The sequence below is a fragment of the Sinorhizobium medicae genome (assembly GCF_007827695.1).
Taxonomy (GTDB): domain Bacteria; phylum Pseudomonadota; class Alphaproteobacteria; order Rhizobiales; family Rhizobiaceae; genus Sinorhizobium; species Sinorhizobium medicae.
Genome location: NZ_VITA01000006.1, coordinates 372,365 through 398,091 on the forward strand (window position 1 = coordinate 372,365; position 25,727 = coordinate 398,091).

The following is a 25,727-nucleotide window of genomic DNA, read 5'->3' on the forward strand; positions in this document are numbered from 1 at the left end:
TTTGCATGTCCTTGCCCCAAAACAAGGCCGCCGAAGTCAAGCCACGCGCCTTCGAGCGTTTTGTGCCTGTCGACCACACTCGCGTAGCCTTTGATGGCGGGTTCTGGCAGAGTTGGTCGGAAACCGTCCGAAGCGTCACTATACCCACTCAGCACAGGCGCCTCGAAGAGGAGGGCTTCCTCGAAGTCCTGGATTTCGAAAAGCCGCCGTCACCACTCGTCCGCCCTATCCAGCCCAGCGGACTGTCGATGCAACATTTCTTCGACTCTGACTTCGGCAAATGGATTGAGGCTGCGAGCTATACGCTCAAGAACCATCCTGATCCGGACATTGAAGCCAAGATCGATGCGATCGTGGAAAGGCTGGAGCACGGACAGATGCCAGATGGCTATCTGAACAGCTGGTTCATCCGGCGCGAACCGGACAAGCGCTGGACCAACCTGCGCGACCTGCATGAAATGTATTCGATGGGCCATCTGATCGAGGGAGCCGTGGCCTATTTCGAGGCTACCGGAAAACGGCGGTTCCTGGACGTGATGATCCGTGCCGTCGATCACATCATCGACACTTTCGGGACGGAGCCGGGCAAACTGCGCGGCTACGATGCCCATGAGGAAGTCGAACTGGCGCTTGTGAAGCTTTATCGCTTAACCGGCGACCCCAGGCACCTGAAACTCGCTACCTATTTCGTCGACGAGCGCGGCCGAATGCCGTCCTACTTCGACGAGGAAACGCGCCGGCGGGGGGAGAATCCGGCCGATTATGTCTACGGGACCTATGCCTACAGTCAGGCGCACATGCCCGTCCGCAATCAGACGCAAGTCGTTGGCCATGCCGTGCGAGCTATGTATCTCTTCTCAGCGATGGCGGACCTAGCCTATGAAAATGACGATCCTAGCCTAAAGCACGCCTGCGACCGCCTGTTCGACAATCTGATAGGCCGTCAGCTTTACATAACCGGAGGTCTCGGGCCATCCGCATCCAACGAAGGCTTCACGCGCGAATATGATCTGCCGAACACGACGGCCTATGCGGAGACATGTGCCGCGGTCGCGCTTGGTCTGTGGAGCCATCGCATGGCGCAGCTTGACCTGGACAGCAGGTTCACCGACGCCCTGGAAACAATTCTATTCAACGGCGCGCTTTCTGGAATTTCGCGAGACGGTGAGCACTATTTCTACGAGAACGTGCTCGAAAGCCACGGCCAGCATCGCCGCTGGAAATGGCATTACTGCCCATGCTGCCCGACGAACATCGCCCGCTTCATAACGTCGCTGGGCCAGTACTTCTATTCTGCAAAGCGGGACGAAATCGCTGTCCACCTCTACGGTGCCAACACAGCCGAGCTGGAAATCCAGGGCCAATTCGTGCGACTTCGGCAAGAAACCAGCTATCCGTGGGATAAGGATGTTCTTCTCGCCCTTGGTCTGGTTGCGCCGACCCGGCTCACCTTCAGGCTGCGAATCCCTGGCTGGTGCCGTAACGCCCGGTTGTGGGTAAACGGAGAGCAAATGGACCTCGGCGCATCGCTTGAAAAGGGCTATGCGGTCGTGAACCGCGAATGGGTCGACGGGGATGAAATCCGTCTGACTTTCGAGATGCCAGTGGAGCGCCTCTACGCCCATCCAGCAGTAGGGGAGGACGCGCAGCGTGTCGCTCTTAAGCGCGGTCCGGTCGTCTATTGCGTCGAGGAGACGGACATTGGCACGGAACCCCAGCGCCTGAGAATCTCAGCGGACACCAACCTCACCCCGCGCTTCGACGAAACCCTGCTTGGCGGTGCCGTCGTGCTTGAGGGAGAAGCATTGGAAGCCGATGCCGAGGATTGGGGGCCAACGCTCTATTGCAACAGGCCACCTTCCTTGAAGGGAAGAACGTTCAAGGCGATACCCTATCACCTCTGGGCCAATCGTGACGAGGGCGCAATGCAGGTCTGGCTGACGGAGAAGTAGGAGGAAAGAATGGCACGGCTCCAACTCAGAAACGTAGTCAAATCATACGGAATCCACGAGGCCGTGCGGGGCGTCAGCCTCGACATCGACGATAAGGAGTTCGTCGTCTTCGTCGGACCGTCGGGTTGCGGAAAATCAACCACGCTGCGGATGATCGCAGGCCTCGAACACATATCCCGCGGCGAGATAGCCATCGGCGATGAGGTGGTGAACCGCCTCGGCCCCGGGAAACGCGACATCGCAATGGTGTTCCAGAATTATGCCCTCTATCCGCACATGTCTGTCCGCGAAAACATCGCTTTCTGCCTGGAGCAACAGAAGCTGCCGAAGGCGGAGATACAGCAAAGGATTGCCACTGCCGCCGAAACTCTGCACATCACGGAATTGCTCGACCGTCGCCCTGGGCAGCTTTCAGGTGGCCAACGTCAGCGCGTGGCAATGGGCCGGGCGATCGTGCGAAATCCGAAGGTCTTCCTGTTCGACGAGCCGCTCTCCAACCTGGATGCAAAACTGCGAGTGAAGATGCGAACGGAGATCAAGCGGCTTCATCAGTTGATCCCGACGACCACCGTCTACGTCACGCATGACCAGGTGGAGGCCATGACTATGGCAGACCGCGTGGTGGTCATGAACAAGGGGATGGTCGAACAGATGGACGAACCGCAGAAGCTCTATCTCAAGCCTGCGAGCAAGTTCGTCGCTGGTTTCATCGGCTCCCCCTCCATGAACTTCCTGCCCGCGCGTTTGGCCGGAGAAGCCACGGATCTTCATCTGGTGCTGGAAGACGGCACGCGGCTTGCCGTTCCGGCCAGCAGGGCCGATGACTTCAAGCATCACCTCAACCGAAGCGTCATCTTCGGAATCCGGCCGGAATCCATCTCCAGCCACTGCGACCGTCCTGGCTGGGTGCCGATCGATGCCGCCGTCGATCTCGTCGAGCCGCTCGGCGCGACTTCGATGGTGTATTTCAATGTGGGAAAGACCGGGCTTTGCGCCAGTATCGATTCCGAGTTCGCCCCCAAAGCTCGGACAAGACTTCCGTTCTCAATCAACATGAACCAGATGCATCTCTTCGATCCGGAAACCGAGCGCTCTCTGGCCTGTTGAGCGCGCTGGAAGGGCATTGTTGCGATCAAGCGAACGGCTCGGTGGGGCCTTCGGCGGGCGCCGTAAACCAGACGGGGCCGTCTTTGCTCATGTAGATGTGGTCCTCGAGGCGAACGCCGAACGCTTCCGGAACGACGATCATAGGCTCGACCGAGAAGCACATACCTTCGGAGAGGGCGAAGTGATTACTGCGGACAATATATGGCTCCTCGTGAATTTCGAGGCCGATCCCGTGCCCGGCGCGGTGAGGAAGACCCGGGAGTTTGTAGTCCGGCCCGAGCCCGTTGCGAACGAGAACGTCTCGGGCAGCCGAATCAAGGCTGCCGCATGTGGCTCCGATGTGAGCAGCTTCGAACACGGCCAGCTGAGCTTCCCTCTCGATAGCCCAAATACGAGCGAATTCGGGCGTCGGGTCATCGATCATATAGGTCCGGGTCAGGTCCGAGTGGTAGCCGCCAATGCGGCAGCCGGTGTCGACCAGCACCACGTCGCCGGGCTTGTAGACCTGTTCCCCCTCCGCCCCATGGGGCAGCGCAGTCGCATCTCCGAAGGAGACGATACAGAAACTGGAGCCGCCTGGAGCGCCGAGCAGCCGATGCTGATCGTCGATGTAGCGCCTGACCTCCGACGCTGAAATCCCAGGTTTGATGAACTTATGCGCGCGCCGATGCACCTCCAGGGTCAGGTTCATCGCGAACTGGATGATCTCGATCTCGGCCGCAGATTTCAACCTTCGTTGGGCACGGATAAGCGGACCTCCGTCAATCAGCCTGCGGGCCGCAATTTCCCCCACCAGAGCGTTATACGCAAACAACGGCAGTGAATCATCGACAGCGAGTGTCGCCTCAGGAGGCAGAAGCGATGCGACGAGGGCGGCACTGCTTTCCTCCTCCTGCCATGCGCGGATTTCACCTGGTTCGCGTGACAGGGTCTCGACCCGGCTCAGCTCGAACGCGGGGGCGATATAGATCAGGTCGGAACCCGTGATGAGAGCGCCGAGGAACCGTTCGCTGGCGTGCCACTCCAGCCCTGTATAGTAGCGGAGACTTTCCGTAGAACCCAGCAGGAGCCCGCCGACGTTCCGCTCCGAAAGAGTGGCCCGCAAACGGGATATGCGCGTTTGGCGCTCCGTACTGGTGATCGCCGGATAATTCGCCATCCTGGACTCCGCTCAACAAGGGTGGAGGGACATTACTAAGCGATTTGGATTCAGGTTGTCGACAAGATATTGGGGCGTTGACGAAGTGCCGAACCTCGCGGACAGCCGGAGCTTCAGACCCTTACCACTTCTTGCTGAGCTTGAGCGTGAACGTTCTGCTTTCGCCATAACCGCAGGTCAGAAGCCCCTGGCATCCGCTGACATATTCCTTGTCGAAAAGGTTGGCGACATTGAGCGATGCCGTCCAGTCGTTCTTCTCGTAGCGGATGGCGGCATCCACGAGCGTCGCCGCGGGGACTTTCTTCGTGTTTGCAGCATCGGCCCAGGACTCGCCCTGGCGGCGTACACCTGCGCCGAGGCTCATGCCCTCGAAAGCGCCGCTGGTCACGGTGTAATCGAGCCACAGGGCAGCTTGTGTCTCAGGTATCAGGTAGGGCGACTTGCCGAGCAGCGACGGATTGGTGTCCTCCGTGATCTCGAGGTCGGTATAGGTGAACGCCGAAATGATCTTCCAGTTATCGTCGATGTTCACCTTGCCCTCGAGTTCGAAGCCGCGGGAGCGCACCTCGCCGAGTTGCGTGGAAATTCCGAGCGTATCGGTCACCTGCACGTTTTGTTTGGTGATCTGGAACAGCGAGGCGGTGATCAAGCCGTCGATAAATGTCGGCTCGTATTTGATTCCCGCTTCGTACTGGTATCCCTCCTCGGGTCTCAAGGGCACCAGGGTCGTGATGGCAGGATCGGGGTTCGAGTCGCGCGAACCTACAAGCGGGTTGAAGAAGGTGGCGACGCTCACATAGGGGGTGAGACCGTTGTCGAACTCGTAACCGAGGCCGGCTCGGCCACTGAGTGCGCCGTCGTCATATCCGAAGTTGGATGGACCGGCCCAGGCGGTAGCCCCGTTCTTGAGGTCGGTGTCGACATAGTCGTAGCGCCCATTGAGCGTAACGAGCCAACCGTCGCCGAAGCGCACCTGGTCCTGAGCATAGATGCCTATCTGCTGCTGCGTGAAAATCTGATTGATATAAACGGCCGTCGGGCCCTGTGGTACCCCATAGACCGGATCGGTGGGGCTGATCGGCGTCGCGCCTCCCGAAGCCCCGATATGGTCGAGGCGGTAATATTTGTAATCGAGGCCGGCCACGAACGTGTGATTCGTCGTGCCCAGATCGAAATCCGTCTCGGCGCGATTATCGATCGAGAAGCTGTCCACCTTCGACGTCGCCTCAAAGCCTATGCGGTTCAGAAGGTAGTCTGGAGCGATGGGCTCTATATTGCCGAAGCCGGGGCCGACATAGCCGTAGGGATAAGGGTATTTCTCATGCTTGTGAAGATGGGCGTAGCGTGCATTCTGGGTGAAGGTCCAGCCGCTGTCAAAATCGTGCTTGAACTCGTAGCCGAGCATCTGCTGGGCATAGGTTCCCTCGTCGAGGTCAGGTTCGCCGAAATAGGCATCCCGATCGATCTTGCCGAAGGGCGCGTCGACCACGGTTCCGACATAGGGCAGAAAGCCGTTGCCGACATGCACCTGGTCAAGGCCCTGGAGCAGCCCAAACACCGTCAGGCTGGTCGCATCATCCGGCGCATAGGTCACCTGCGGCAGGATGAAGCCGCGGAGGTCCTCGGAATAATCTGAATAATTGTCGCCGCCGGCGATCTTGCCGGTCAGGCGATAGCGTACGGTTCCGTCATCAGTCAGCATGTCATTCACGTCGAAGCCGGTGAAGGCGTTGCCGTCGCTGTTGATGCCCGCCTCGGTATAGTAGAGCGGCTCGTCAAGCGGTCTCTTGCTGATCAGATTTATGATACCGCCGGGATTGGACCCGCCATAGAGGACGGAGGCCGGCCCCTTCAGCACTTCGATCCGTTCCAGCATGAAGGGGTCGATCTGAAAATTGCCGAAGCCGAAACTGAAGAGCGGCAGACCGTCGAGGAAGAGACCCGTCTGGGCCGCATCGAAACCGCGAATAAAGAACCAGTCCGTGTCCGGATCGGTGCCGAAAGGCGCCGACAGGACCCCTGGCGTATAGCGCAAGGCTTCATCGACCTTGTTGACCACGGCGCGGTCGTCCAGTTCCTCGCGGCCGACGACGGAGACCGACTGAGGGATTTCGGTAATCTGGGTCGCGGTCTTGGAACCGGTCGCGCTCGCCTTGGCAACATAACCCTCGACAGGTCCCGTAGCGCCCGCGCCCGCCGTATTGCCCCCTTCTACAATTATCCGCTCAAGCTGTGTGGCATCGCCATCCTGCGCAAAAGCCAATCCGCTTGTCACCAGCGGCGCAAGCGCCACCCCGCTCGCCAGAAGGTTTCTAAGATGCGCTCCGCGAACTCTGCATTTCATGTCAAATCTGCCCCGAAATCGGCCGGCCACGCCGTTGCCCCCCGCGAGACCGGCACGGTCAATGATAAGCTGAGTGTCTAGATCAACTATTTTGACCGGGATTGTCCGGATGCGCGGAAATTGAACGATTCTGGGTAAAATTGAGCGCAGCCGGCCAAGTGTCAGGCGGTGTGACTTTTCTTCCATAGTGCCGGCGTCGTGCCGACCGTCTTGCGAAAGACGCGGGTGAAATGCGCCTGATCGGCAAAGCCCGTTTCCGCGGCTATCGAGGTCAGCGGGCCCTCGCTCTCGACCAGCATCTGTTTTGCCCGTTCGACACGGGCGTTCATGTGCCATTGATGCGGGGCGACACCCGTCGAAGCCTTGAAGGCATGGCTGAAATGCGATTGCGACAGGCCGGTGAGGTCGGCGAGTTCCTCGAGCCGCACATTGCGGGCGAAGTTCTCCTCGATGAAATCGACCGCCCGGCGCAACTGCCAGGCCGCAAGCTGGCTGCGCTTGCGGCCGCTGCGCTTTGCGATCTTCATGAGGTCGATGAACAGAGCCACCGTCAGTCCGTCGCCATAAAGATCATGGAGAGGCTGGGGGTTGAGGCATTCGGCTGCGATCAGCCCGGCAAGCCTCAGGAAGCGCTCATCCTGGAACATGAGCCGCGGCGTGTCGACGGCAGCGGGATCCAGATCTTCCCTGAGACGCCGCCCGAGCGCATCGATATCGAAATGCAGATCGAGATGCCGGATGTAGTTGATGTCGACGAGGTCGGTCCATAGTTCCATCCCCGCGGGGATATAGGACAGGGCATGCCGATGATAATTCTGGACCGCGCCCTCGCCGTTGGCGGCGAGCTTCACCCGGCAATTGCCGCCGCCTTTCGCGTCGAGCACGATGAACATGCGGGGATCCTCGGCTATGTAGTAGCCGCCCGCATGCGGAACGCATTCCACGTCCCAGACATCCGCAACCACACCGTTCCATTCCCGGCGGTTGAGGCCGCCGATGATCGAAAATCCGCTGATCCGGTTCTGCATGCGCGGCTGAAACGTCATCGTCGTCTTCACCGATCGCGCCAACTCACGGGGCTCGACCGCAGTAATCCTTCGGTTGAAGGTGAAGTTTATCTATCGCCGATCGCGCGGCGTTTCAATCGCCGTTCAGCGACCTCGAGTTGGCCCTCTCCTCGGGTTAAATCCGAGGAGAGGGGCAGTTTCCGTCAGGCGTTCACCAGCGCCAGCTTCGCCCGTGCATCGAGAATCTGCGCGCAGGCATTTGCGGCTTCCTCTCCCTTGACGACGAAGTGGTCGCGGAAGAAGGCGATCAGCGGCTCGCTTTCCTGGAAATTGTGAGGTGTAAGCACCGCCGAGAGCACCGGCACGTCCGTATCGAGCTGCACGCGCATCATGCCGTCGAGCACCGTGCCGGCGACGAAGTCGTGGCGATAGATGCCGCCATTGACGACAAACGCGGTGCCGAGGATCGCTGCATAGCGGCCAGTCTTCGCAAGCTTTTGCGCATGCAGCGGGATTTCGAGCGCGCCGGGCACGTCAAAGACCTCGACATCGATAGCGTTGCCGCCAAGCTTCGTCCATTGCGCGACGAAAGCATCGACGCAACGGTCGACGATATCGGCGTGCCAGCGGGCGCGAACGATCGCAATCTTAGCGGAGGGGTGGGAAACTACTGTCATTGTCTCAAGCCTTTCAGGGTTGGCATTTTTCCAAGGATCCCGTCGGGCGAACATGCATGTGCGAAAACCCCGGGGAGGGGCGACGCTTCTGCTTGCTCTCTTCCATCCGGACTATAAACCGTCGGCTCCGGAGTTTGACCGGATCTGCTGACCTTCGCACCAATATGCGAAGCGCTCGCGGGCTTCGACCACGGATCATTTCGATCCTGTGTCCGCTACCGCCGGTGGGGATTTCCACCCCGCCCTGAGAACGTTGCGACTATAGCGCCTGTTTCGATGCCGTCAAATCTGTGCTGCGACGTGAAAGCGAAAAATCACGACAGATTTTTCCAAGGATATCGTGGTCCGGGATATTTCTTTTCGGCCGATCTATTCGCGGATGACGAGCAGGTCCTTTGCCGCGAAGCGAAGCGTGACGCTTTCCCCGGCAACGGGCGGTATCATGCCCGGGTCATTGAACATATCGAAGGAGATGATGTCCTCGCCGACCCGCAGCTTGGTGCGGATGACGGAGCCGAGAAAGCTCCTCGATACGACCTTGCCCGGAAGTGCGGTATCGCCCCGCGCGCCCTCGGCGATCGAGCCCGCTTCCGGCCTGAGTGCCAGCGAAATGCTGTCGCCGCCCTTTGCCCCTGTTATCGGCTCGCTCAGCGAAATCTGCTGGCCGCCGATGGTGACCGCGCCGATTGCGGGATCGGCCACCTTACCCTCGATGATGTTGAGCGTGCCGACGAAGGAGGCGACGAAGCGCGTCGCCGGGGTGTTGTAGATCTCGAACGGAGTGCCGATCTGGTCGGCGCGGCCGGCATTCATGACGACGATCCGGTCGGAAATCGACAGGGCTTCCTCCTGGTCGTGCGTCACGAATACGGTGGTGATGCCGAGCTGTTGCTGAATCTGACGAATTTCCTCGCGCAGAGAAACGCGAATCTTCGCGTCAAGTGCGGAAAGCGGCTCGTCGAGCAGAAGCACCTGCGGCTTGACGGCCAGTGCTCGGGCAAGTGCCACGCGCTGCTGCTGGCCGCCGGAGAGTTGATAGGGGAAGCGGTCCGCCAGATGCTCGAGCTTGATCAGCCCGAGCATCTGCTTCACCCGTTTATCGATCTCCGGTTTCGAATCGCCCGCAACCTTGAGACCGAAAGCGACATTGTCGTGCACGTTCATGTTCGGGAAGAGGGCATATGCCTGAAACACCATGCCGATATTGCGCTGGTTAGGCTTCAGCGCGCCCTGGTCCTTGCCGTCGATGAAAATCGTCCCGCCCGAAGGCGTCTCGAAGCCGGCTATCATGCGCAGAATGGTTGTCTTGCCGCAGCCGGATGGGCCGAGGAAGGAAACGAACTCGCCCTTGTCGATCCCCATGTCGAAATTATGCACGACCTGAACCGGGCCGAAAGATTTCTGAATATTGGTCAGTTGCAGGAATGCCATGTGATCAAGCCTTGGCCGGAGCGGATTTCTGGAAGCGCGATACGAGCTGGAGCAATCCCATGCTGAGCCAGGTGATCGCGAAGGCGATGACGGCGAGCGCCGAAGGTTCATAGGCCTTGTTGGCGCCGACGAGCTGCAGATAGGGGCCGAAGGCGGGCCGGTTTAGCAGCGCTGCCATGGTAAATTCGCCCATGACGATCGCAAACGTGATGAAGGCTCCTGAGAGAACGCCGCTCATCACGTTCGGAAAGATGCAGCGGAAGAGGATGGTCGGCCATCTGGCGCCGAGGCTCTCGGCAGCCTCCGTCAAGGTTCTGACATCGATCGCCCGCATCGCCGTATCGACGGCGCGATACATGTAGGGAAGCGACAGCGTCATGTAGGAAAACATCAGCAGCATATTGGTGCCGGAGGTCGACCCGGTCAGCGGCAGGATCGATGAGGAATTATAGAGCCTCAGATAGCCGAAGACGATGACGATTGCGGGAATGACGAGCGGTAGCAGCGTGATGAACTCGATGATCGGGCGGACCTGCGGCAGGCGCAGCCGTACCCAATAGGCCGTCGGCACCACCAGCAGCATGCCGAAGATGATCGTGAGAACGGCCATCATCATCGAATAGCCGAAAGTTTCGCGGAACTGGAAATCGGAGAAGACCGATCGATAGGCGTCGAAGGAATAGGCGTCGCGGCGCATGCGCAGCGAGAATTCCAGCGTGCCAAGCAGCGGAACGATGAAATAGCTTGCCCCGATTGCGATGGCGATCCAGGCGCCGAGACGTCGTGCTTTCATTTCTGCCACCGTTCGGCGCGCATTCGCAGCCAGATGTAGAGAATATTGGAAATGCCGGTAATGACGATCATGCCGAGGGCCAACGCATAGCCGAGGTTCGGATTGTGAAGCACGTCGCCGCGGATCTGCGCGTAGAGCAGGATGGGCACGATGTTGAGCGAACTGCCGGTCAGCGCATAGGCGGTGGCGATCGCGCCGAAGGCGTTGGCGAAAAGCAGGAGCGTCGTGCCGAGCAGGCTCGGCCAGAGAATCGGCAGCGCCACCATGCGCCAGTACTGCCAGGTGGAAGCGCCCAGGATTTCGGCGGCCTCGCGCCATTCCTTCTTTATGCCGTCGAGCGCCGGCGTCAGGATCAGCACCATCAGCGGAATCTGGAAATACATGTAGGTGATGGTGAGACCGAAGAAGCTCAGGAGATTGAAGCCGGTCGAGTAGAGATTGAAGCCGAACCAGTCTCGCAAAAACACCGTGACGAGCCCGGTCCGGCCGAGGGTTGCGAGAAAGGCGAAAGCGAGCGGAACGCCTGCGAAATTGGAGGCGACGCCGGAAAAGGTGAGAAGGCCGGAGCGAATCCAGGTCGGCAGCCCGCCAAGCACGATAGCCCAGGCAAGAAAAAAGCCGATGAGGGCGCCGCCGAGCGACGAGGCAACAGATACGCGGATCGAGATCCAGTAAGCCGACAGGATCGAGGGCGTGAAGAGGTCGGCGATGTTCCTGAAGGTAAACTCGCCGGCAGGCGTCAGGAAGGCGCCGGTAACCAGATAGAGCGTCGGAATGATCAGGAACATCAGCGCGAATATCATGAAGGGCGCGATGCCAAGCCAGTCGATGATCGCTCGTTTGCTGATCAGAGGTGCTGATGCTGTTGTCGTGGTCATACAGGTTACGGCCGTCCCGGCGTCGGAGGAAGATGACCTCCCCACCCATTCATGGGCGGGGAGGCCTCGTAGCGACTACTGTACGCTCGCGCCGACGACGCTATCCCACTTCGTGGTGATCGCTGCCTTGCCGGCTTCCTGCTCTTCGAGCGTCGGGAAGACGGCCTTCTCGTAGGATGCCGCCGGCGGCAGCTTGTCGAGCATTTCCTGCGGAACCTTGCCGTTCTTGACGAGGTCGTTGAAGCGGATCGGGTGGCAATAGCCCTTCAGCCAGCCGAGCTGACCTTCGTCCGAATACAGATATTCCATCCAGAGCTTGGCCGCGTTCGGATGCGGCGCGAAGGCCGAGATCGCCTGGACGTAGACGCCGGCGACGACACCGGAGGCTGGAACGACGACCTCGACCGGCGGGTTGCCGTTCAGGCTGTCGCGCCAGGAGAGGCCGTTATAGTCCCAGGCGATGATGATCGGGGTCGATCCTTGCGCAAGGGAGGCGGACTTGCCGATCACAGGGACGAAGTTGCCGGCCTTGTTGACCTCGGCGAAGAAGGCAAGACCGGCTTCGCCCGCTTTGGCCGCATCCGTCTCACCGGCCGCGAGGCCGGCTGCGTAGACCGCCTGTACCGCCTGGTTGGATGCCCGCGGATCGCCGGCGAGCGCAACCGAATTCGCATAGTCGGACTTTTTGAGGTCCGCCCAGTCCTTCGGCACATCCTTGACGATATCGGTGTTCACCACGAAGGAGAGAACGCCGTAGTAATCGCCGTACCAATAGCCCTCCGGGTCCTTCGCCGTGTCCGGAATCGTATCCCAGGTCGAAACCTTGTAGGGCTGGATCAGGCCTTCGGCCTTGGCCGAGGGGCCGAAGGACAGGCCGACGTCGATGACATCGGGTGCTTGCGGGCCGGTGTTGCCCTTGTTGGCCTTGATCGCCTCGATCTCGTCGCCGGAGCCCGCATCCGGGTTCAGTTCGTTGACTTCGATACCGTATTTGGCCTTGAAGCCGGCGATCACGTCTCCATACCCGCACCAATTGTGCGGGAGCGCGATTGTCGTCAGCGTGCCTTCCTTCTTGGCGGCTGCGATGAGCTCCTCGCTCGGCTCGGCAACGGCAACTGCCGTCGTAGCGAGCAGCATGGCGGTCGAAAGCGAGAGCAGGCGTTGAGTCATTGAAATCACTGGAGTTCTCCTTATTTGGTTTTCAGTCAATTTCGCCGAAGCAGTTAAAGATATGCGATGAAGCTTATGTGACAGGCTTTGTCCCGTCTGCGGCAGATATGTCGGCTTCAGGTCGATCTGCCGGTTGTATCCGAGTGTCGCCTGAATGTTCTCGACTTGGAATTCAGGCCGCCGAGCCCTCCTAGACCGGCTTGCGGAAAATACGTGTGGAATCGAACAGCCCTTCGAGGGTTTTCATCCGGTCTCGAGTTTGGTCCCAATTCGAGCTCTGTACGGCCTCGATCAGCGCCTCCACAAGGAAGAGCAACATGACCGAGCTGTCCCAGGCGGAGGGAACTTCGATCCGCGCGCGGAACACCTTGGAGGAAGACTTGGCGACCGGAGAGCCCCACTGGTCGGTGAAGAGGACGATCTCGACGCCGCGGTCTCGGGCGAAGCGGGCGAGTGTTTCCATCTCCTGCTCGTAGCGGCGAATGTCGAACAGGATCAGGACGTCGCCTTGCCGCATATCCAGCACGTAATGCGGCCACGAACTCGGATTGGCCGCGATCTGCGTCACGCCGGTGCGGATGACCTGAAGATGGGTGAAGAGATAGTCCGCAAGTGAACGGGTGATGCGCCCGCCGACAAGATAGACCTTGCGTTTCAGATCGGCGACGAGTGCCGCGGCCGTGTCGAACTCGGCCGGCTCGATCTGTGAAAGCGTCTGGCGCATGTTGCCCATGACCGCGTCGGCGAAACGATTGAGCGTATGGGTTCCCGGTGCGCTTGCAGCCCAGCGGTCGTGTTTGGCAATCGGATTGGAGATCGTCGCCTCGAGTTCCTGGTGAAGCCGCGCCTGGAAGTCCGGGAAGCCGCGGAAGCCGAGTTTCTGAACCATCCGAGCGACCGTCGGCGTCGAAACGCCGGCATTCTCGGCAACCGTGGTGATCGAACCGAGACCGGACACCGGGTAATTGTCGAGAAGCGTCTCCGCCAACTGCCTTTCGGCGCGCGTCAGCGCGGCGAAATGTGCGTTGATCACATCCGACACCGTCATGGAAACCGTGTTGCCGTTCAATGTTCGCCCCCCAGCCGGTCTTTGCCAGCTTGCCGGTCTTTGCCAGCTTGCCGGTCTTTGCCGGCTTCTGCGAAATTAAACATCGCTGTCACAATCAGAGTCAATCGCAATTTTGAAAAGATCGTTTCAGTTTTCCATTGACAGCTGATGCGTCCTGAAGAATTCTCTTCACAATCATCGTCTGACGAGGCATTGGGGAGCCGGTTTTTGACGGGACTTTTGACGCAGACAGATGGCAGCCCGGTTGCAATCGAGAATGCCGAAGCGGGGGGAGAATTTCTCTTCGTCTGTGAGCATGCCTCGAACCGGATGCCGGAGCGTTTGGGTACGCTGGGCCTCTCTGAGGATGCGCTTGAAAGCCATATCGCCTGGGATCCCGGAGCGCTGGCGGTCTCGCAATTGCTGTCCGAAAAGCTGCACGCGACGCTGATCTTCCAACGTTTTTCGCGGCTCGCCTATGACTGCAACCGGCCCCCGGACTCCGATGCGGCGATGCCCGTCGTCAGTGAAATCTATGAGGTGCCCGGCAACAGGGCGATGACGGCGGAAGAGCGGCAATCGCGGGTGAACGAGATCTATCTGCCGTTTCACGAGGCGGTCACGCGCGCGGTCGCAGGCCGCAAGGCCGCGGGCAGACAGCCGATTCTCGTGACCATGCACAGTTTCACGCCGGTCTATTTCGGTGCGCCACGAGCCGTCGAACTAGGTATTCTGCATGACGCCGACAGCCGCCTCCCGGACCGCCTGCTGGCCGCCGCATCGAATGAGGACGTGGGATATGACGTCCGCCGCAACGAGCCTTACGGACCAGCTGACGGTGTGACGCACAGCCTGATCGAATACGGCATTCGCTTCGGCGTTCCAAATGTAATGATAGAGATCCGTAACGATCTCATCCGCGATAAAATCGGCCAGAGGGTCATGGCCGATTGTCTGGTGGGGCTGCTCACGAAGAGCGTCGCTGCCCTTCCGGCAAGATAAAAGACCCGGGGAGCGGCAATGCCGCGGTGTCGCTCCGGTGTTCCGGAGCAGGGGTGACGCGATCTCCGCAATAGCGCGGAAGGTCTTGGAGAAACAGGGGAACGGCATGTCAGACTACTCGGAAATCGACAAGAAGCAGGACCTGCAGGTCCTGCATTCAATGGGCTACGCCCAGGAACTCGAACGGCGAATGAGTCAATTCTCGAATTTCGCCGTATCCTTCTCGATCATTTGCATCCTGTCGGGCGGCATCAACTCGCTCGCACAGGCAACGTCCGGCGCCGGTGGCGCCGCGATCGGCATCGGGTGGCCGCTCGGATGCTTTATCTCGTTCGTCTTCGCGGTCGCCATGGCCCAAATCAGTTCCGCCTATCCGACCGCGGGCGGCCTCTATCACTGGGGTTCGATTCTGGGCAACCGCTTCACCGGCTGGCTGACCGCATGGTTTAACCTGCTCGGTCTGGTCACCGTGCTCGGCGCGATCAACGTCGGCACCTACTACTTCTTCATGGGCTCGTTCGGAACGCCCTATTTCGGTCTGGAAGACACGACGGGGACCCGGATCGTCTTCCTGGCGATCATCACAGGCGCGCAGGCGCTCGTGAATCATATGGGCATCGCGCTTACGGCGAAGCTCACCGATTTTTCGGGCTATCTGATCTTCGTCACCGCGATCCTGCTGGCGATCGTCTGCCTCGCCGTTGCGGACACTTACGAGATCGGCCGGCTATTCACCTTCTCGAATTACTCGGGAGAAGCCGGCGGCAATGTCTGGCCCCAGACCTCGGCTACCTGGGTGTTCCTGCTCGGTTTGCTGCTGCCGATCTACACGATCACGGGCTACGACGCCTCGGCCCATACTTCGGAAGAAACGGTAAAGGCCGCTCACTCCGTTCCGCGCGGAATGATCTCGTCGGTGCTCTGGGCCGCGCTCTTCGGCTACATCATGCTTTGCGCCTTCGTGTTGATGATCCCTGATATGGACGAGGCAGCGAAACAGGGCTGGAACGTGTTCTTCTGGGCGATGGACGCGCAGGTGAATCCCATCGTCAGAGACATCCTCTACCTGGCGATCCTGGTCAGCCAGTGGCTTTGCGGTCTGGCGACGGTAACCTCGGTCTCCCGTATGATCTTCGCCTTCTCGCGTGACGGTGGTCTGCCGGCATCGAAGGCACTCTCGAAGGTGAGCCCGACCTATCGCACGCCGGTCGCGGCCATCTGGACCGGCTCCATTCTCGCGGTGCTTTTCGTCTGGGGATCGTCGCTGGTCTCGATCGGCGACACGCCCGTTTATACGATTGTCGTTTCCTGCACCGTCATCTTCCTCTTCTTCTCCTTTGCGATTCCGATCACGCTAGGTCTGATCGCCTGGGGAACCTCGAAGTGGGACAAGATGGGGCCGTGGGACCTGGGCGAGGGCATGTTCAAGCTCTTCGCGGTGCTTTCGATCGTTGCCATGGTGCTGATCTTCGTTCTCGGCATTCAGCCGCCGAACGACTGGGCGCTCTACATCACGGTCGGCTTCCTGATCGTGACGGGCATCATCTGGTTCGCCTTTGAAAAGCGACGGTTCCGTGGACCGCCAATCGGCGACGAGGTCGCGCGCCGTCAGGCGGAGATCGCCGCTGCCGAAAGGGCGGTCGGCGAAGCGTAAGCAGTAGAGGAGAGTGGGATCGCGCGCGGTCCCACTCCGCTTCGCGGTACGAGGGAACGACCGCACCTAAACATGGGACGACACTTTCATGAGCTATTCGTTCGACGAACTGAAAGAGGATGTGGCCGAGGGCCGCATCGACACGGTGCTCGCCTGCCAGGTGGATATGCAGGGCCGTTTGATGGGAAAGCGTTTTCACGCGGAATACTTCGTGGAAAGTGCGTGGAAGGAAACGCATAGCTGCAATTACCTGCTCGCTACAGATATGGAAATGGAGACGGTGCCCGGTTACAAGGCGACGAGCTGGGACAAAGGTTACGGCGACTACACCATGAAGCCGGACCTTTCGACGCTTCGGCGCATTCCGTGGCTCGACGGCACGGCGCTGGTTCTCTGCGACATGCTGGACCATCACACGCATGCGGAGGTGCCGCATTCGCCGCGCGCCATCTTGAAGGCGCAGGTATCGCGCCTCGAAGCCATGGGCTTCAAAGCCTTCATGGCAAGCGAACTCGAATTCTTCCTCTTCGATCAGTCCTACGACGATGCGAGGCTCTCCGGATACCGCGATCTGCAGCTCGCAAGCGGCTACAACGAGGATTACCACATCTTCCAGACGACCAAGGAAGAGGACGTGATGCGTGCGATCCGCAACGGTCTTCAGGGCGCCGGCATCCCGGTCGAGAATTCCAAGGGCGAGGCGTCCGCGGGCCAGGAAGAGATCAATGTCCGCTACGCCGAGGCCGTGACCATGGCCGACCGGCACGCGATCATCAAAAACGGCTGCAAGGAAATTGCGTGGCAGCGCGGCAAGGCGATCACCTTCCTTGCCAAGTGGAACTACTCGGCCGCCGGCTCCTCGTCCCATATCCACCAGTCGCTCTGGAGCAAGGACGGCGAAAAGCCGCTGTTCTTCGACAAGGACGGGCAGTACGGCATGTCCGACCTCATGCGCCATTATGTGGCCGGTCAACTCGCCCATGCGAGCGAGGTCACCTATTTCCTGGCGCCTTACATCAATTCCTACAAGCGCTTCATGGCGGGTACTTTCGCTCCGACCAAGGCCATCTGGAGCAAGGACAACCGCACCGCCGGCTATCGTCTCTGCGGCGAAGGCAGCAAGGCGATCCGGATCGAATGCCGCGTCGGCGGCTCCGACCTCAATCCCTATCTCGCCTTCGCCGCTTTGATCGCGGCCGGCATATCGGGCATCGAGAACAAGATGGAGCTGGAGGCTCCCTTCGTCGGCGATGCCTATCACGGCAAGGACGTGCGCGAGGTTCCGCATACGCTGAGGGCCGCGACCGAGGCACTGAGCGGATCGAAAATGCTGCGCGCCGCCTTCGGCGAGGAGGTGATCGACCATTATGTGCATGCGGCAGAATGGGAGCAGCAGGAATATGATCGGCGGGTCACCGATTGGGAGGTCGCGCGCGGGTTCGAGCGGGCATAGAAGTTTGCGGCTTTATCTCTCCGCAATCCCTCCTCACAGGGGGGAGGGATTCATTGTGAAATGAAAACAGGAAGACGATCATGACGATGATCAGATGCATTTCGCCGGTCAATGGCGAAGTTTACGCCGAGCGCCCGGCAATGACGTTGGAGATGGCGAGGCAGGCGGTGGCGCATGCGCGCCAGGCGCAGAAAGGCTGGGCGCGGCGACCGCTCGAAGAGCGTGTGAAACTGGTACTTGCCGGCGTGGCGCGGCTCAATGAGATGGTTGACGAGGTGGTGCCGGAACTCGCCTGGCAGATGGGCCGGCCGGTGCGCTATGGTGGCGAGTTCAAGGGCTTCAACGAGCGCTCCAATTATGTCGCCTCGATTGCCGCCGACGCGCTGACATCTATTGTCGTGGAGGAGAGCGACCGTTTCGAGCGCCGCATCGAACGCGAGCCACATGGGGTCGTCTTCGTCATCGCGCCGTGGAACTATCCCTATATGACGGCGATCAACACGATCGCGCCGGCGCTGATGGCGGGCAATGCAGTGATCCTCAAACACGCCAGCCAGACGATCCTCGTCGGGGAGCGCATGGTGCGCGCCTTCATCGAGGCAGGCGTTCCGGCAGATGTGTTCCAGAACCTGTTCCTGGATCACGACACGACGGCGGCGCTGATCGCCGCCAAGAGCTTCGATTTCATCAACTTCACCGGCTCGGTCGAGGGCGGCCGCTCGATCGAACGGGCGGCGGCAGGCACCTTCACCGGTCTCGGACTTGAACTCGGCGGCAAGGACCCGGGTTATGTGATGGAGGATGCCGATCTCGATGCTGCCGTCGACACGCTGATGGACGGAGCGACCTACAATTCCGGCCAGTGCTGCTGCGGCATCGAGCGCATCTATGTGCACGAGTCGCTCTATGACGCTTTCGTCGAGAAGTCGGTCGCCTGGGTCTCCAACTACAAGCTCGGCGACCCGCTCGATCCCGAAACGACACTCGGCCCCATGGCCAACAAGCGGTTTGCCGCGAACGTGCGCCACCAGATCGCCGACGCCGTGTCGAAGGGCGCCAAGGCGCTGATCGATCCCAAGCTTTTCCCTGAGGACGATGGCGGCGCCTACCTCGCGCCACAGATTCTTGTCGACGTCGATCACTCCATGGAATTCATGCGGGAGGAGACATTCGGGCCTGCTGTCGGCATCATGAGGGTGAAGAGCGACGCTCAGGCAATCGAACTTATGAACGACAGCCGATACGGCTTGACTGCGTCGCTCTGGACGAAGGATGCGGAGCGTGCGGGGCGCATCGGGCGGGAGCTCGAGACAGGCACGGTCTTCATGAACCGCGCCGACTATCTGGATCCGGCGCTTTGCTGGACCGGCGTCAAGGAGACGGGGCGCGGCGGCTCGCTCTCGGTCCTCGGCTTCCACAATCTGACCCGCCCGAAATCCTATCATCTGAAGAAAGCGACCGCATGACCATCACCGCCAACTGGAGCTATCCGACCGCCGTCAAATTCGGCGCGGGCCGCATCAAGGAGCTCGCCGACCACTGCAAGGCGCTCGGCATGAAGAAGCCGCTCCTGATCACAGATCGCGGTCTGGCGCCGATGCCGATCACGCAGAAGGCGCTTGACATTCTCGAGGCCGGCGGGCTCGGACGGGCGATCTTTGCCGACGTCGATCCCAACCCCAACGACAAGAACCTGGAAGCCGGCGTGAAGGCATTCCGAAATGGCGGCCATGACGGCGTCGTCGCCTTCGGCGGCGGCTCGGGCCTCGATCTCGGCAAATGCGTCGCCTTCATGGCCGGACAAACGCGGCCGGTCTGGGATTTCGAGGATATCGGCGACTGGTGGACGCGCGCGAGCGTCGAAGGCATCGCTCCGATCGTCGCCGTTCCGACGACCGCCGGCACCGGTTCCGAGGTGGGCCGCGCCAGCGTCATCACCAATTCGGCAAGCCACGTCAAGAAGGTGATCTTCCACCCGAAATTCCTGCCGGGCGTGACCATCTGCGATCCGGAGCTCACCGTCGGTATGCCCGAGGTGATCACCGCCGGCACAGGCATGGACGCCTTTGCCCATTGCCTGGAGGCCTATTCGTCGCCCTTCTATCATCCGATGTCGGCGGGTATAGCGCTGGAGGGGATGCGGCTCGTCAAGGAATACCTGCCGCGGGCCTACAAGGACGGTACGGATCTTGAAGCCCGGGCGAACATGATGAGCGCGGCGGCGATGGGAGCGGTCGCGTTCCAGAAGGGGCTCGGCGCGATCCACTCGCTGTCGCATCCCATCGGGGCGATCTATAACACCCATCACGGCATGACCAACGCTGTGGTGATGCCCCCGGTCCTGCGGTTCAACCGTTTCGCAATCGATGAGAAGATCGGTCGCGCCGCCGCCTATCTCGGCATTGCCGGCGGCTTCGACGGTTTCTACGACTATGTACTGCGGCTGCGGGAGGAACTCGGCGTTCCGGACAAGCTGTCGGCGCTTGGTGTCGGCACGGACCGTATCGACGAGATGGCCGAGATGGCGATCGTCGATCCGACGGCCGGCGGCAATCCCGTCGAGCTGACGCTCGATGCCGCGAAGAAGCTCTTCGCCGAATGCATTTGACCGGAGCCGTCGTTAATTTTTTCGAGCCCGGAAAACGCATGTTTTCCGGGCTTTTTCGTTAGTCTTCAATCGAAAATGCGCCCTCCGGTTAACTTTTGGGGGCCAAAAGTTTCCGTTTCGTTAACCATGTTCTGCAAGGTTCTATTAAGAAATCGCCTGACCGATATAACCGGGCGGACCGGAAACGAGCAAGGACGAGGTGAGAGAAATGGCGGTCATCACATTCGCCAATGCAAAGGGCGGTGCGGGAAAGACGACCGCGGCGCTGATCCTGTCGACGGAACTGGCGAGGCAGGGGAACCGCGTCGTGGTACTGGACGCCGATCCGCAGCGCTGGATCACGAGCTGGTCCGAAGTATCCGGTCGGGTCGCCAATCTCGAGGTGATCTCGCACGTCACTCCGGCTTCGCTTCCCTGTCATATCCGCGAGCTTAAGGGGGAGACAGATTTCATCGTCATCGACCTCGCCGGTGCCAAGGACGCGATCGTTGCCCTGGCGCTGGGGCTGTCCGATCATGTGCTGATACCCGTTCAGGGCTGCGCCATGGATGCGCGGGGCGCCGTGCAGATTCTTGAACTTATCCGCCATATCGGAGAGAAGGCGAGGGTACGCATCAACCACTCGGTCGTGTTGACGCGCGTCAATTCGCTGGTGACGACCCGGGCGCTGCAGACGATCAAGGCGCTGCTCGCCTCCCGCGGCGTTTCGGTCCTCGATACGCCCATCGTCGAGCGTGTCGCATACCGCGAAATTTTCGAGTGCGGCGGCACCTTGCAGATGATGGATCCGAACAGGGTCAGCAATCTCGACAAGGCGCGCGAAAACGCTTACGCGCTTGCCGCCGAGGTGCAAAACCTGCTCCCCGTGACCGCGCGCCGCGCCCTGATGTCCCGGCTGCGCTCGGCTCTGCCGCGGGCGGCGTAACGATCGGTTGCGGACGGTTTCCGTTCAGAACCGTTTATCGATGAAATGCTTAGCCTGGGCGCCGGCGTGGTAGAAGACGGATTTCAGCATCCGCCACGGATCTGGCGTAATCGGTGTTTCCGCGAGCGGGATCGCGGACGTGTCGCCGGTCACGTGGCGGGCGAGCGCCCGGCCGAAGACGGTGCCCGGGGCGATCCCGCGGCCGTTATAGCCGCTGACCGAAACGACATTGTCGGCAAGCACATGCATCACCGGCAGATTGTTCGTCGTCATGCCGATGCGGCCGTCCCACCAGTGTTCGAAGCGGACGTCGCCGATATAGGGGAAGAGCTTGCGCACCGACCGGCCGGCGAAGGCGCGGTGCGTGCCTGCCGCCATGGCGTCCAGCCTTCCGATCGAGCCGAAGATCAGCCGGTTCTGCTTGTCCATTCGGAAGGAGGTCATCACAAGGCCCGTATCCCAGGCGCCCTGGCGTTCGGGCAATATCCGCGCTGCCACCTTGTCGGGCAGCGGATTGGTTGCGAACTGGAAGTAGGGAAGGATCGTCAGTTCCTGCCGGTACTCCTTCCACGGGACATCGGCGACAAGGCCGCCATAGGCATTGGTCGCGAGAATGACGTGACGGGCGGTGACTGTCCCCCGCCCGGTCTGCAGTCTCCAGTGATTGCCCTGCCGGTTCGCCGAAAGGAGGGGGGTGTCGGTAAAGATCTTAGCGCCGGCAGCGAGCGCTGCACGCGCCAAACCTCGCGCATAGGCGAGCGGCTGTATGGTTCCGGCGCGGCGGTCGAGCAGCGCGCCGGTGAAGCCCTCGGCCCCCGATAGCGCTTGCGCCTTTTCGGCGGGGAGCACTTCAACCGGAGCGCCGCGCTTCTTCCATTGAGCCTCGCGCTCACGAATTTCCTTCAAGCCCTCCGTACCGAGGGACATGTGTAGCGTGCCGTTGCGCACGGCCTCGCATTCGATTCCATATTTCGCGACGAGATCGTAGACGAGCGATGGACCGTCGCCGAGTTCGACCAGAAGCCGGTTGCCCGCCGCTGCTCCAAGCGTCGCAACAAGGTCGTCCGGCTTCACCCACATGCCGGCATTGACGAGGCCGACATTGCGGCCCGAGCCGCCGAAGCCGATCATGCGTGCTTCGATGACCGCTGCCCGTACACCCGCCTCCGCCAGATGCAGCGCCGCCGAAAGACCCGTGAAACCACCGCCGACGATCGCCACTTCTACCGTCAGGTCATCCGCAAGCGGAGCAGTGTGCGGAGCGGCCGGCGCCGTCGCATGCCAGAGATTGGGGAGAGCACGCTCCGTTGCCATCGCGGACAGTTCCTTCGGTGAGGTCAGGGATCTCCGCCTTGATAAGGCCATCGCCGCAGAGTCTTTCATGACAATGTTTCATGATGTCATGACGGCGCCGGGCCAGCTGCGCTCGGGCGCGATCGCAGCTGGACGGTGAGTGCCATTGCGCGATTATTCTACGAATTCGACCGTCACGCCCGTGCTGACCATTTTGCCGAGTTCCGTCGCATCCCAGTTGGTCAGGCGGATGCAGCCATGGCTCTGGGTCTTGCCGATCTTCGACGGCTCCGGGGTGCCGTGGATGCCGTATGTCGGCTTCGACAGCGCGATCCAGACGGTGCCAACCGGTCCGTTCGGGCCCGGTTGCAACTGCAGGATTCTGTCGTTGGCGCCCTGCTGGAAGTTGATCTTCGGATTGTATGTGTAGCCGGGATCGAAGGCGATTCGCTCCACATTCACCGTGCCCGATGGCGACGGCGTGTCGGCCGATCCGATGGTGGCCGGATAAGCGGCGAGCAGCTGTCCCGCCTCGTCATAGGCGAGCACCTGCTTGCGGCCCTTATCCGCGACGATGCGCGCTACCTTGCCCTTCTTATACGCACCGGGATTGACGACCTTGATGGTGGTACCGGGAATGGAGAAGTCTGCACCGGGGTTGAGCTCGCGCAGATAGGCCTCGTCCATATGGAACTTTTCGCCGAGCATCTCCGTCACGGACGTGAAGGACAGATGCGGAAGCTGCGCCTTGTGGGCGTAATCTTCCGGAATGGAGGCAACAAAAGGACCGGCAGCGTCGGCGGCGGTGATCGTATAAGTGGTTATAGGCAAGCCGCCGTTGAAGCGCAGCCGCTCGAGAATGTCCTCGGTATTGTTCGGATCGAGCGTCTCGCCTGTTGCCTGCTGCCAGGCTTCGATGGCCTTGGTGACGTTGGACCCCATCTTTCCGTCGATAACGCCAGGCGAGAAGCCTTCGCGGTCGAGGAATACCTGCAGTGCGGCGATCTCCGCGCTCGACTTGCCTTTCACGGTCATGGCCGGAGGCATGGGCTGCGCCAGGGGATTGTCGTATTGCGGATCGTAGGCTGCCTCCTCTGACAGCGAGGGTAGGCTGTTCGGCAGTTCCTCACGCTCCACCGGAGCCTCGGGATATCCGGGGACGGCGCCGGTAAATTCGCCAGGCTCGGAATAGCCGTAACCGCGATCGCGCGGATCGGGATAGGCATCGCGGCCATATTCGCGGCGCCGGTTCCGACGCCCATTACCGTCATTCGGCACGACGGTTGCGACGATATTGCCCCACGGATCCACAAGTACCGTGCGCCCGCGGCGGTCGCGCATGGCCTGAACTTCGGCCTCTCCCGGGATATAGTCGAGAATGTCGCCTTCGGGCGTGACGAGCAGTGCGTCGCCGCTGCCCCAATAGCCCCCATAGGCGTCCTGGGCGTAAGCGGGCGCAAGCTCCACGGCGATGAAGGCGAGTGCTGCGAAGAGCGAGAGGCCGGTGCGGGTTGCGGGCGTCACGAGGGAACCTGTCATCATGGCGGTTGCTTTGCGGCGGTACATACCGATTTGGACGTTAATGTGAAAAACGTGAACTCATCATTAACGGCGGGTTAAATTAGTTAGGCCAACATGCTGTCCATTGCAACGTTCGCCTACTGGCTCGGTTCCGAGGCTACGACGATCATGGCTCTGCCGCCTGATTCAGGTTCCGTTTCCGGAGGAGAGATGCGGACGATCTTGAACGTAGCCGATGCGGCGAGCCACCTTGTACTCGATCCGTCCTCGGCGCTCGACATCGCGGCCTTCCTCGTCGACGGCGTCGACCTGTCGCCGCGAGCCGCGATCCCCTCCGACGGTGATCCGCGCATCGAACGCGCGCTCGCAGGGTTCCTGTTCACCTGCGGTCCGGACCATATTCGTCATCCCGAGCCCGTGGAGGCGCGCCCCGGCGCCTCCTATCCTCTGCATGGATCACTCGCGGGAACGCCTGTCAGTCGGGCCGAAATGGGTGGTGCAGGCGATTTTTGTACGGCTGTCACCGAAGTCGACCTCGCCTGCGGCGGTCGCGCTGCCATCGAGCGGCTCTGGCAAACCGACGCGGCTCAGCGCGGCGTGACGCTCGCCGACCGGGTGGTCAACACCGGCACGTCAGCCTTCGCGCCGATGATGATGTATCACATGAACATCGCCGGCCGGCTGCTCGGCGACGAAACGCGGATCGAAAGCCCGTCGCTTGATAGCGGATCGCTTCCCTGGCGCTTCGGGGAGGGCGAAAGCGCGCATTTCTGCCGTCCGGCCGTTGCCCGCGAGGGGTGGTCGGAGGTGACCCTTGCTGCGATGCCGGGTCTCGCCGGAGGCGCATTGTGCGTGCGCTTTCGCACCGATACGCTGCCGTTCCTCCAGATGTGGCGCTGTCAACGCGGCGGCGCCGACGTCGTCAGCATCGAACCGGCCTCGCATCGCCTTGCGAGGCGGCCGGAACTTACAGCAAATGGGGAATTCGACCTGCTCCAGCCCGGCCAATCGCGCGGCTTCAGCCTGTCTTTCGCGGTTTCATGACCATGCCTTGACGATTGACGCCGCCCGGCGGCGGGCCTAAATCAAGGCAACGCTTTTCTTGAGGGACGCACATGGACATTCGCCAGATCAACGATGAGTACTCGGTCTCCGGCCAGATCACCGTCGACGAACTCGACGAAATCAAGGCACTCGGCTTCAAGTCCATCGTCTGCCATCGCCCGGATTTCGAGGCGCCCGATCAGCCGACCTTCGACGCGATCTCCGCGCGTGCCCGGGAGCTGGGGCTCGAGATCACCCATATTCCGGTCGGCCCGATGGGCGTTACCGCGGACGCGGTGAAGAGCATGGTGGACGCCCTCGACGAGTTTCCCCGCCCGATGCTGGGTTACTGCCGCTCCGGCGCCCGCTCCACCGCCGTTTACCAGCAGACATTGCACATTCGCGGTTGAGGCGCCCGAAAGGCGACGCGGGCGTTCCGGCACCTGCCGTATCCGCGGCATAAGCGATCTTGTCGGGCCGCAGGGCCCAGGCGTATCGAAGGCGGTAATCACTCTTCTTTGTCTGTGGTGCGAGAAGAGAGTTTTCTTCCCAATGACTTGGTCTGGCTGGCAACTGTGTTTGTCAGGTGGTTCGTCGGAAGGTTGTTTTGTCCCTGATGATGGCGTTTGCGATGGCGAGCAATTTGCGGGCAAGCGCAATG

21 protein-coding genes and 1 riboswitch are annotated in these 25,727 nt (G+C 60.9%); of the genes, 10 read left to right on the plus strand and 11 right to left on the minus strand.

Annotation, left to right across the window (positions count from 1 at the left end; genetic code table 11):
* Positions 1 to 5: 5 nt before the first annotated feature.
* Complete coding sequence (locus FB009_RS13505; RefSeq protein ID WP_127581259.1) at positions 6 to 1,952, plus strand: glycoside hydrolase family 127 protein; 1,947 nt, start codon at positions 6 to 8, stop codon at positions 1,950 to 1,952.
* A gap of 9 nt (positions 1,953 to 1,961) precedes the next feature.
* A complete protein-coding gene (locus FB009_RS13510) occupies positions 1,962 to 3,059 on the plus strand; it encodes an ABC transporter ATP-binding protein (RefSeq protein WP_011976272.1) in 1,098 nt (365 codons plus the stop codon).
* 25 nt (positions 3,060 to 3,084) lie between these two features.
* On the opposite strand, the gene FB009_RS13515 is transcribed toward FB009_RS13510, so the two are convergent.
* The 9 genes from FB009_RS13515 to FB009_RS13555 form a co-directional block, all read right to left on the minus strand.
* Positions 3,085 to 4,218 (minus strand): M24 family metallopeptidase, encoded by a 1,134-nt coding sequence (locus FB009_RS13515; RefSeq protein WP_011976271.1) that lies wholly within the window; start codon positions 4,216 to 4,218, stop codon positions 3,085 to 3,087.
* A 121-nt stretch (positions 4,219 to 4,339) separates the two neighbouring features.
* Entirely contained in the window at positions 4,340 to 6,562 is a 2,223-nt protein-coding gene (locus tag FB009_RS13520; RefSeq protein WP_028054203.1) for a TonB-dependent siderophore receptor, read from the minus strand.
* A 161-nt stretch (positions 6,563 to 6,723) separates the two neighbouring features.
* The gene (locus FB009_RS13525; RefSeq protein ID WP_011976269.1) at positions 6,724 to 7,608 is read right to left on the minus strand and encodes an AraC family transcriptional regulator; all 885 of its coding nucleotides are present in this window, start codon (positions 7,606 to 7,608) and stop codon (positions 6,724 to 6,726) included.
* Positions 7,609 to 7,772: 164 nt separating this feature from the next.
* The gene (locus tag FB009_RS13530; RefSeq protein WP_024310837.1) at positions 7,773 to 8,246 is read right to left on the minus strand and encodes a 6,7-dimethyl-8-ribityllumazine synthase; all 474 of its coding nucleotides are present in this window, start codon (positions 8,244 to 8,246) and stop codon (positions 7,773 to 7,775) included.
* Between the two features lie 90 nt (positions 8,247 to 8,336).
* Positions 8,337 to 8,502, minus strand: a riboswitch (FMN riboswitch).
* Positions 8,503 to 8,615: 113 nt separating this feature from the next.
* Positions 8,616 to 9,677, minus strand: a complete 1,062-nt coding sequence (locus FB009_RS13535) for an ABC transporter ATP-binding protein (protein WP_011976267.1) — start codon at positions 9,675 to 9,677, stop codon at positions 8,616 to 8,618.
* Positions 9,678 to 9,681: 4 nt separating this feature from the next.
* The gene (locus FB009_RS13540; RefSeq protein WP_011976266.1) at positions 9,682 to 10,470 is read right to left on the minus strand and encodes an ABC transporter permease; all 789 of its coding nucleotides are present in this window, start codon (positions 10,468 to 10,470) and stop codon (positions 9,682 to 9,684) included.
* The gene (locus FB009_RS13545) at positions 10,467 to 11,348 is read right to left on the minus strand and encodes an ABC transporter permease (protein WP_011976265.1); all 882 of its coding nucleotides are present in this window, start codon (positions 11,346 to 11,348) and stop codon (positions 10,467 to 10,469) included. Before FB009_RS13545 ends, FB009_RS13540 begins: the two co-directional genes overlap by 4 nt.
* 75 nt (positions 11,349 to 11,423) lie before the next feature.
* Positions 11,424 to 12,527: an ABC transporter substrate-binding protein gene (locus tag FB009_RS13550; protein ID WP_024310838.1), complete on the minus strand. Its 1,104-nt coding sequence runs from the start codon at positions 12,525 to 12,527 to the stop codon at positions 11,424 to 11,426.
* 181 nt (positions 12,528 to 12,708) lie between these two features.
* Positions 12,709 to 13,587, minus strand: coding sequence for a MurR/RpiR family transcriptional regulator (locus tag FB009_RS13555; protein WP_011976263.1), 879 nt, complete (start codon positions 13,585 to 13,587; stop codon positions 12,709 to 12,711).
* Positions 13,588 to 13,794: 207 nt separating this feature from the next.
* Here FB009_RS13555 and FB009_RS13560 point away from each other — a divergent pair, with 207 nt between their 5' ends.
* From FB009_RS13560 to FB009_RS13585, 6 genes are all read left to right on the plus strand, one after another.
* Entirely contained in the window at positions 13,795 to 14,568 is a 774-nt protein-coding gene (locus tag FB009_RS13560; RefSeq protein WP_011976262.1) for an N-formylglutamate amidohydrolase, read from the plus strand.
* Positions 14,569 to 14,674: 106 nt separating this feature from the next.
* Entirely contained in the window at positions 14,675 to 16,222 is a 1,548-nt protein-coding gene (locus tag FB009_RS13565) for an amino acid permease (protein ID WP_011976261.1), read from the plus strand.
* A gap of 88 nt (positions 16,223 to 16,310) precedes the next feature.
* The gene (locus tag FB009_RS13570; protein WP_018012621.1) at positions 16,311 to 17,675 is read left to right on the plus strand and encodes a glutamine synthetase family protein; all 1,365 of its coding nucleotides are present in this window, start codon (positions 16,311 to 16,313) and stop codon (positions 17,673 to 17,675) included.
* 80 nt (positions 17,676 to 17,755) lie between these two features.
* Positions 17,756 to 19,141, plus strand: coding sequence for an aldehyde dehydrogenase family protein (locus FB009_RS13575; protein WP_011976259.1), 1,386 nt, complete (start codon positions 17,756 to 17,758; stop codon positions 19,139 to 19,141).
* Entirely contained in the window at positions 19,138 to 20,283 is a 1,146-nt protein-coding gene (locus tag FB009_RS13580; RefSeq protein ID WP_011976258.1) for an iron-containing alcohol dehydrogenase, read from the plus strand. Before FB009_RS13575 ends, FB009_RS13580 begins: the two co-directional genes overlap by 4 nt.
* A 208-nt stretch (positions 20,284 to 20,491) precedes the next feature.
* Complete coding sequence (locus tag FB009_RS13585) at positions 20,492 to 21,208, plus strand: ParA family protein (protein WP_011976257.1); 717 nt, start codon at positions 20,492 to 20,494, stop codon at positions 21,206 to 21,208.
* A gap of 24 nt (positions 21,209 to 21,232) precedes the next feature.
* Here the strand turns inward: FB009_RS13585 and FB009_RS13590 are convergent, their stop codons facing one another.
* Both FB009_RS13590 and FB009_RS13595 read right to left on the minus strand, forming a co-directional pair.
* Entirely contained in the window at positions 21,233 to 22,522 is a 1,290-nt protein-coding gene (locus FB009_RS13590; protein ID WP_024324053.1) for an NAD(P)/FAD-dependent oxidoreductase, read from the minus strand.
* Positions 22,523 to 22,675: 153 nt separating this feature from the next.
* Positions 22,676 to 24,067 (minus strand): L,D-transpeptidase family protein, encoded by a 1,392-nt coding sequence (locus FB009_RS13595; RefSeq protein ID WP_011976255.1) that lies wholly within the window; start codon positions 24,065 to 24,067, stop codon positions 22,676 to 22,678.
* A 165-nt stretch (positions 24,068 to 24,232) separates the two neighbouring features.
* On the opposite strand from FB009_RS13595, the gene FB009_RS13600 reads away from it, so the two are divergent.
* The gene (locus FB009_RS13600) at positions 24,233 to 25,066 is read left to right on the plus strand and encodes a DUF4432 family protein (protein ID WP_024324052.1); all 834 of its coding nucleotides are present in this window, start codon (positions 24,233 to 24,235) and stop codon (positions 25,064 to 25,066) included.
* A gap of 71 nt (positions 25,067 to 25,137) precedes the next feature.
* On the plus strand, positions 25,138 to 25,476 hold the full coding sequence (locus tag FB009_RS13605; protein WP_011976253.1) for a TIGR01244 family sulfur transferase: 339 nt from the start codon (positions 25,138 to 25,140) through the stop codon (positions 25,474 to 25,476).
* The last annotated feature ends 251 nt before the right edge of the window (positions 25,477 to 25,727 follow it).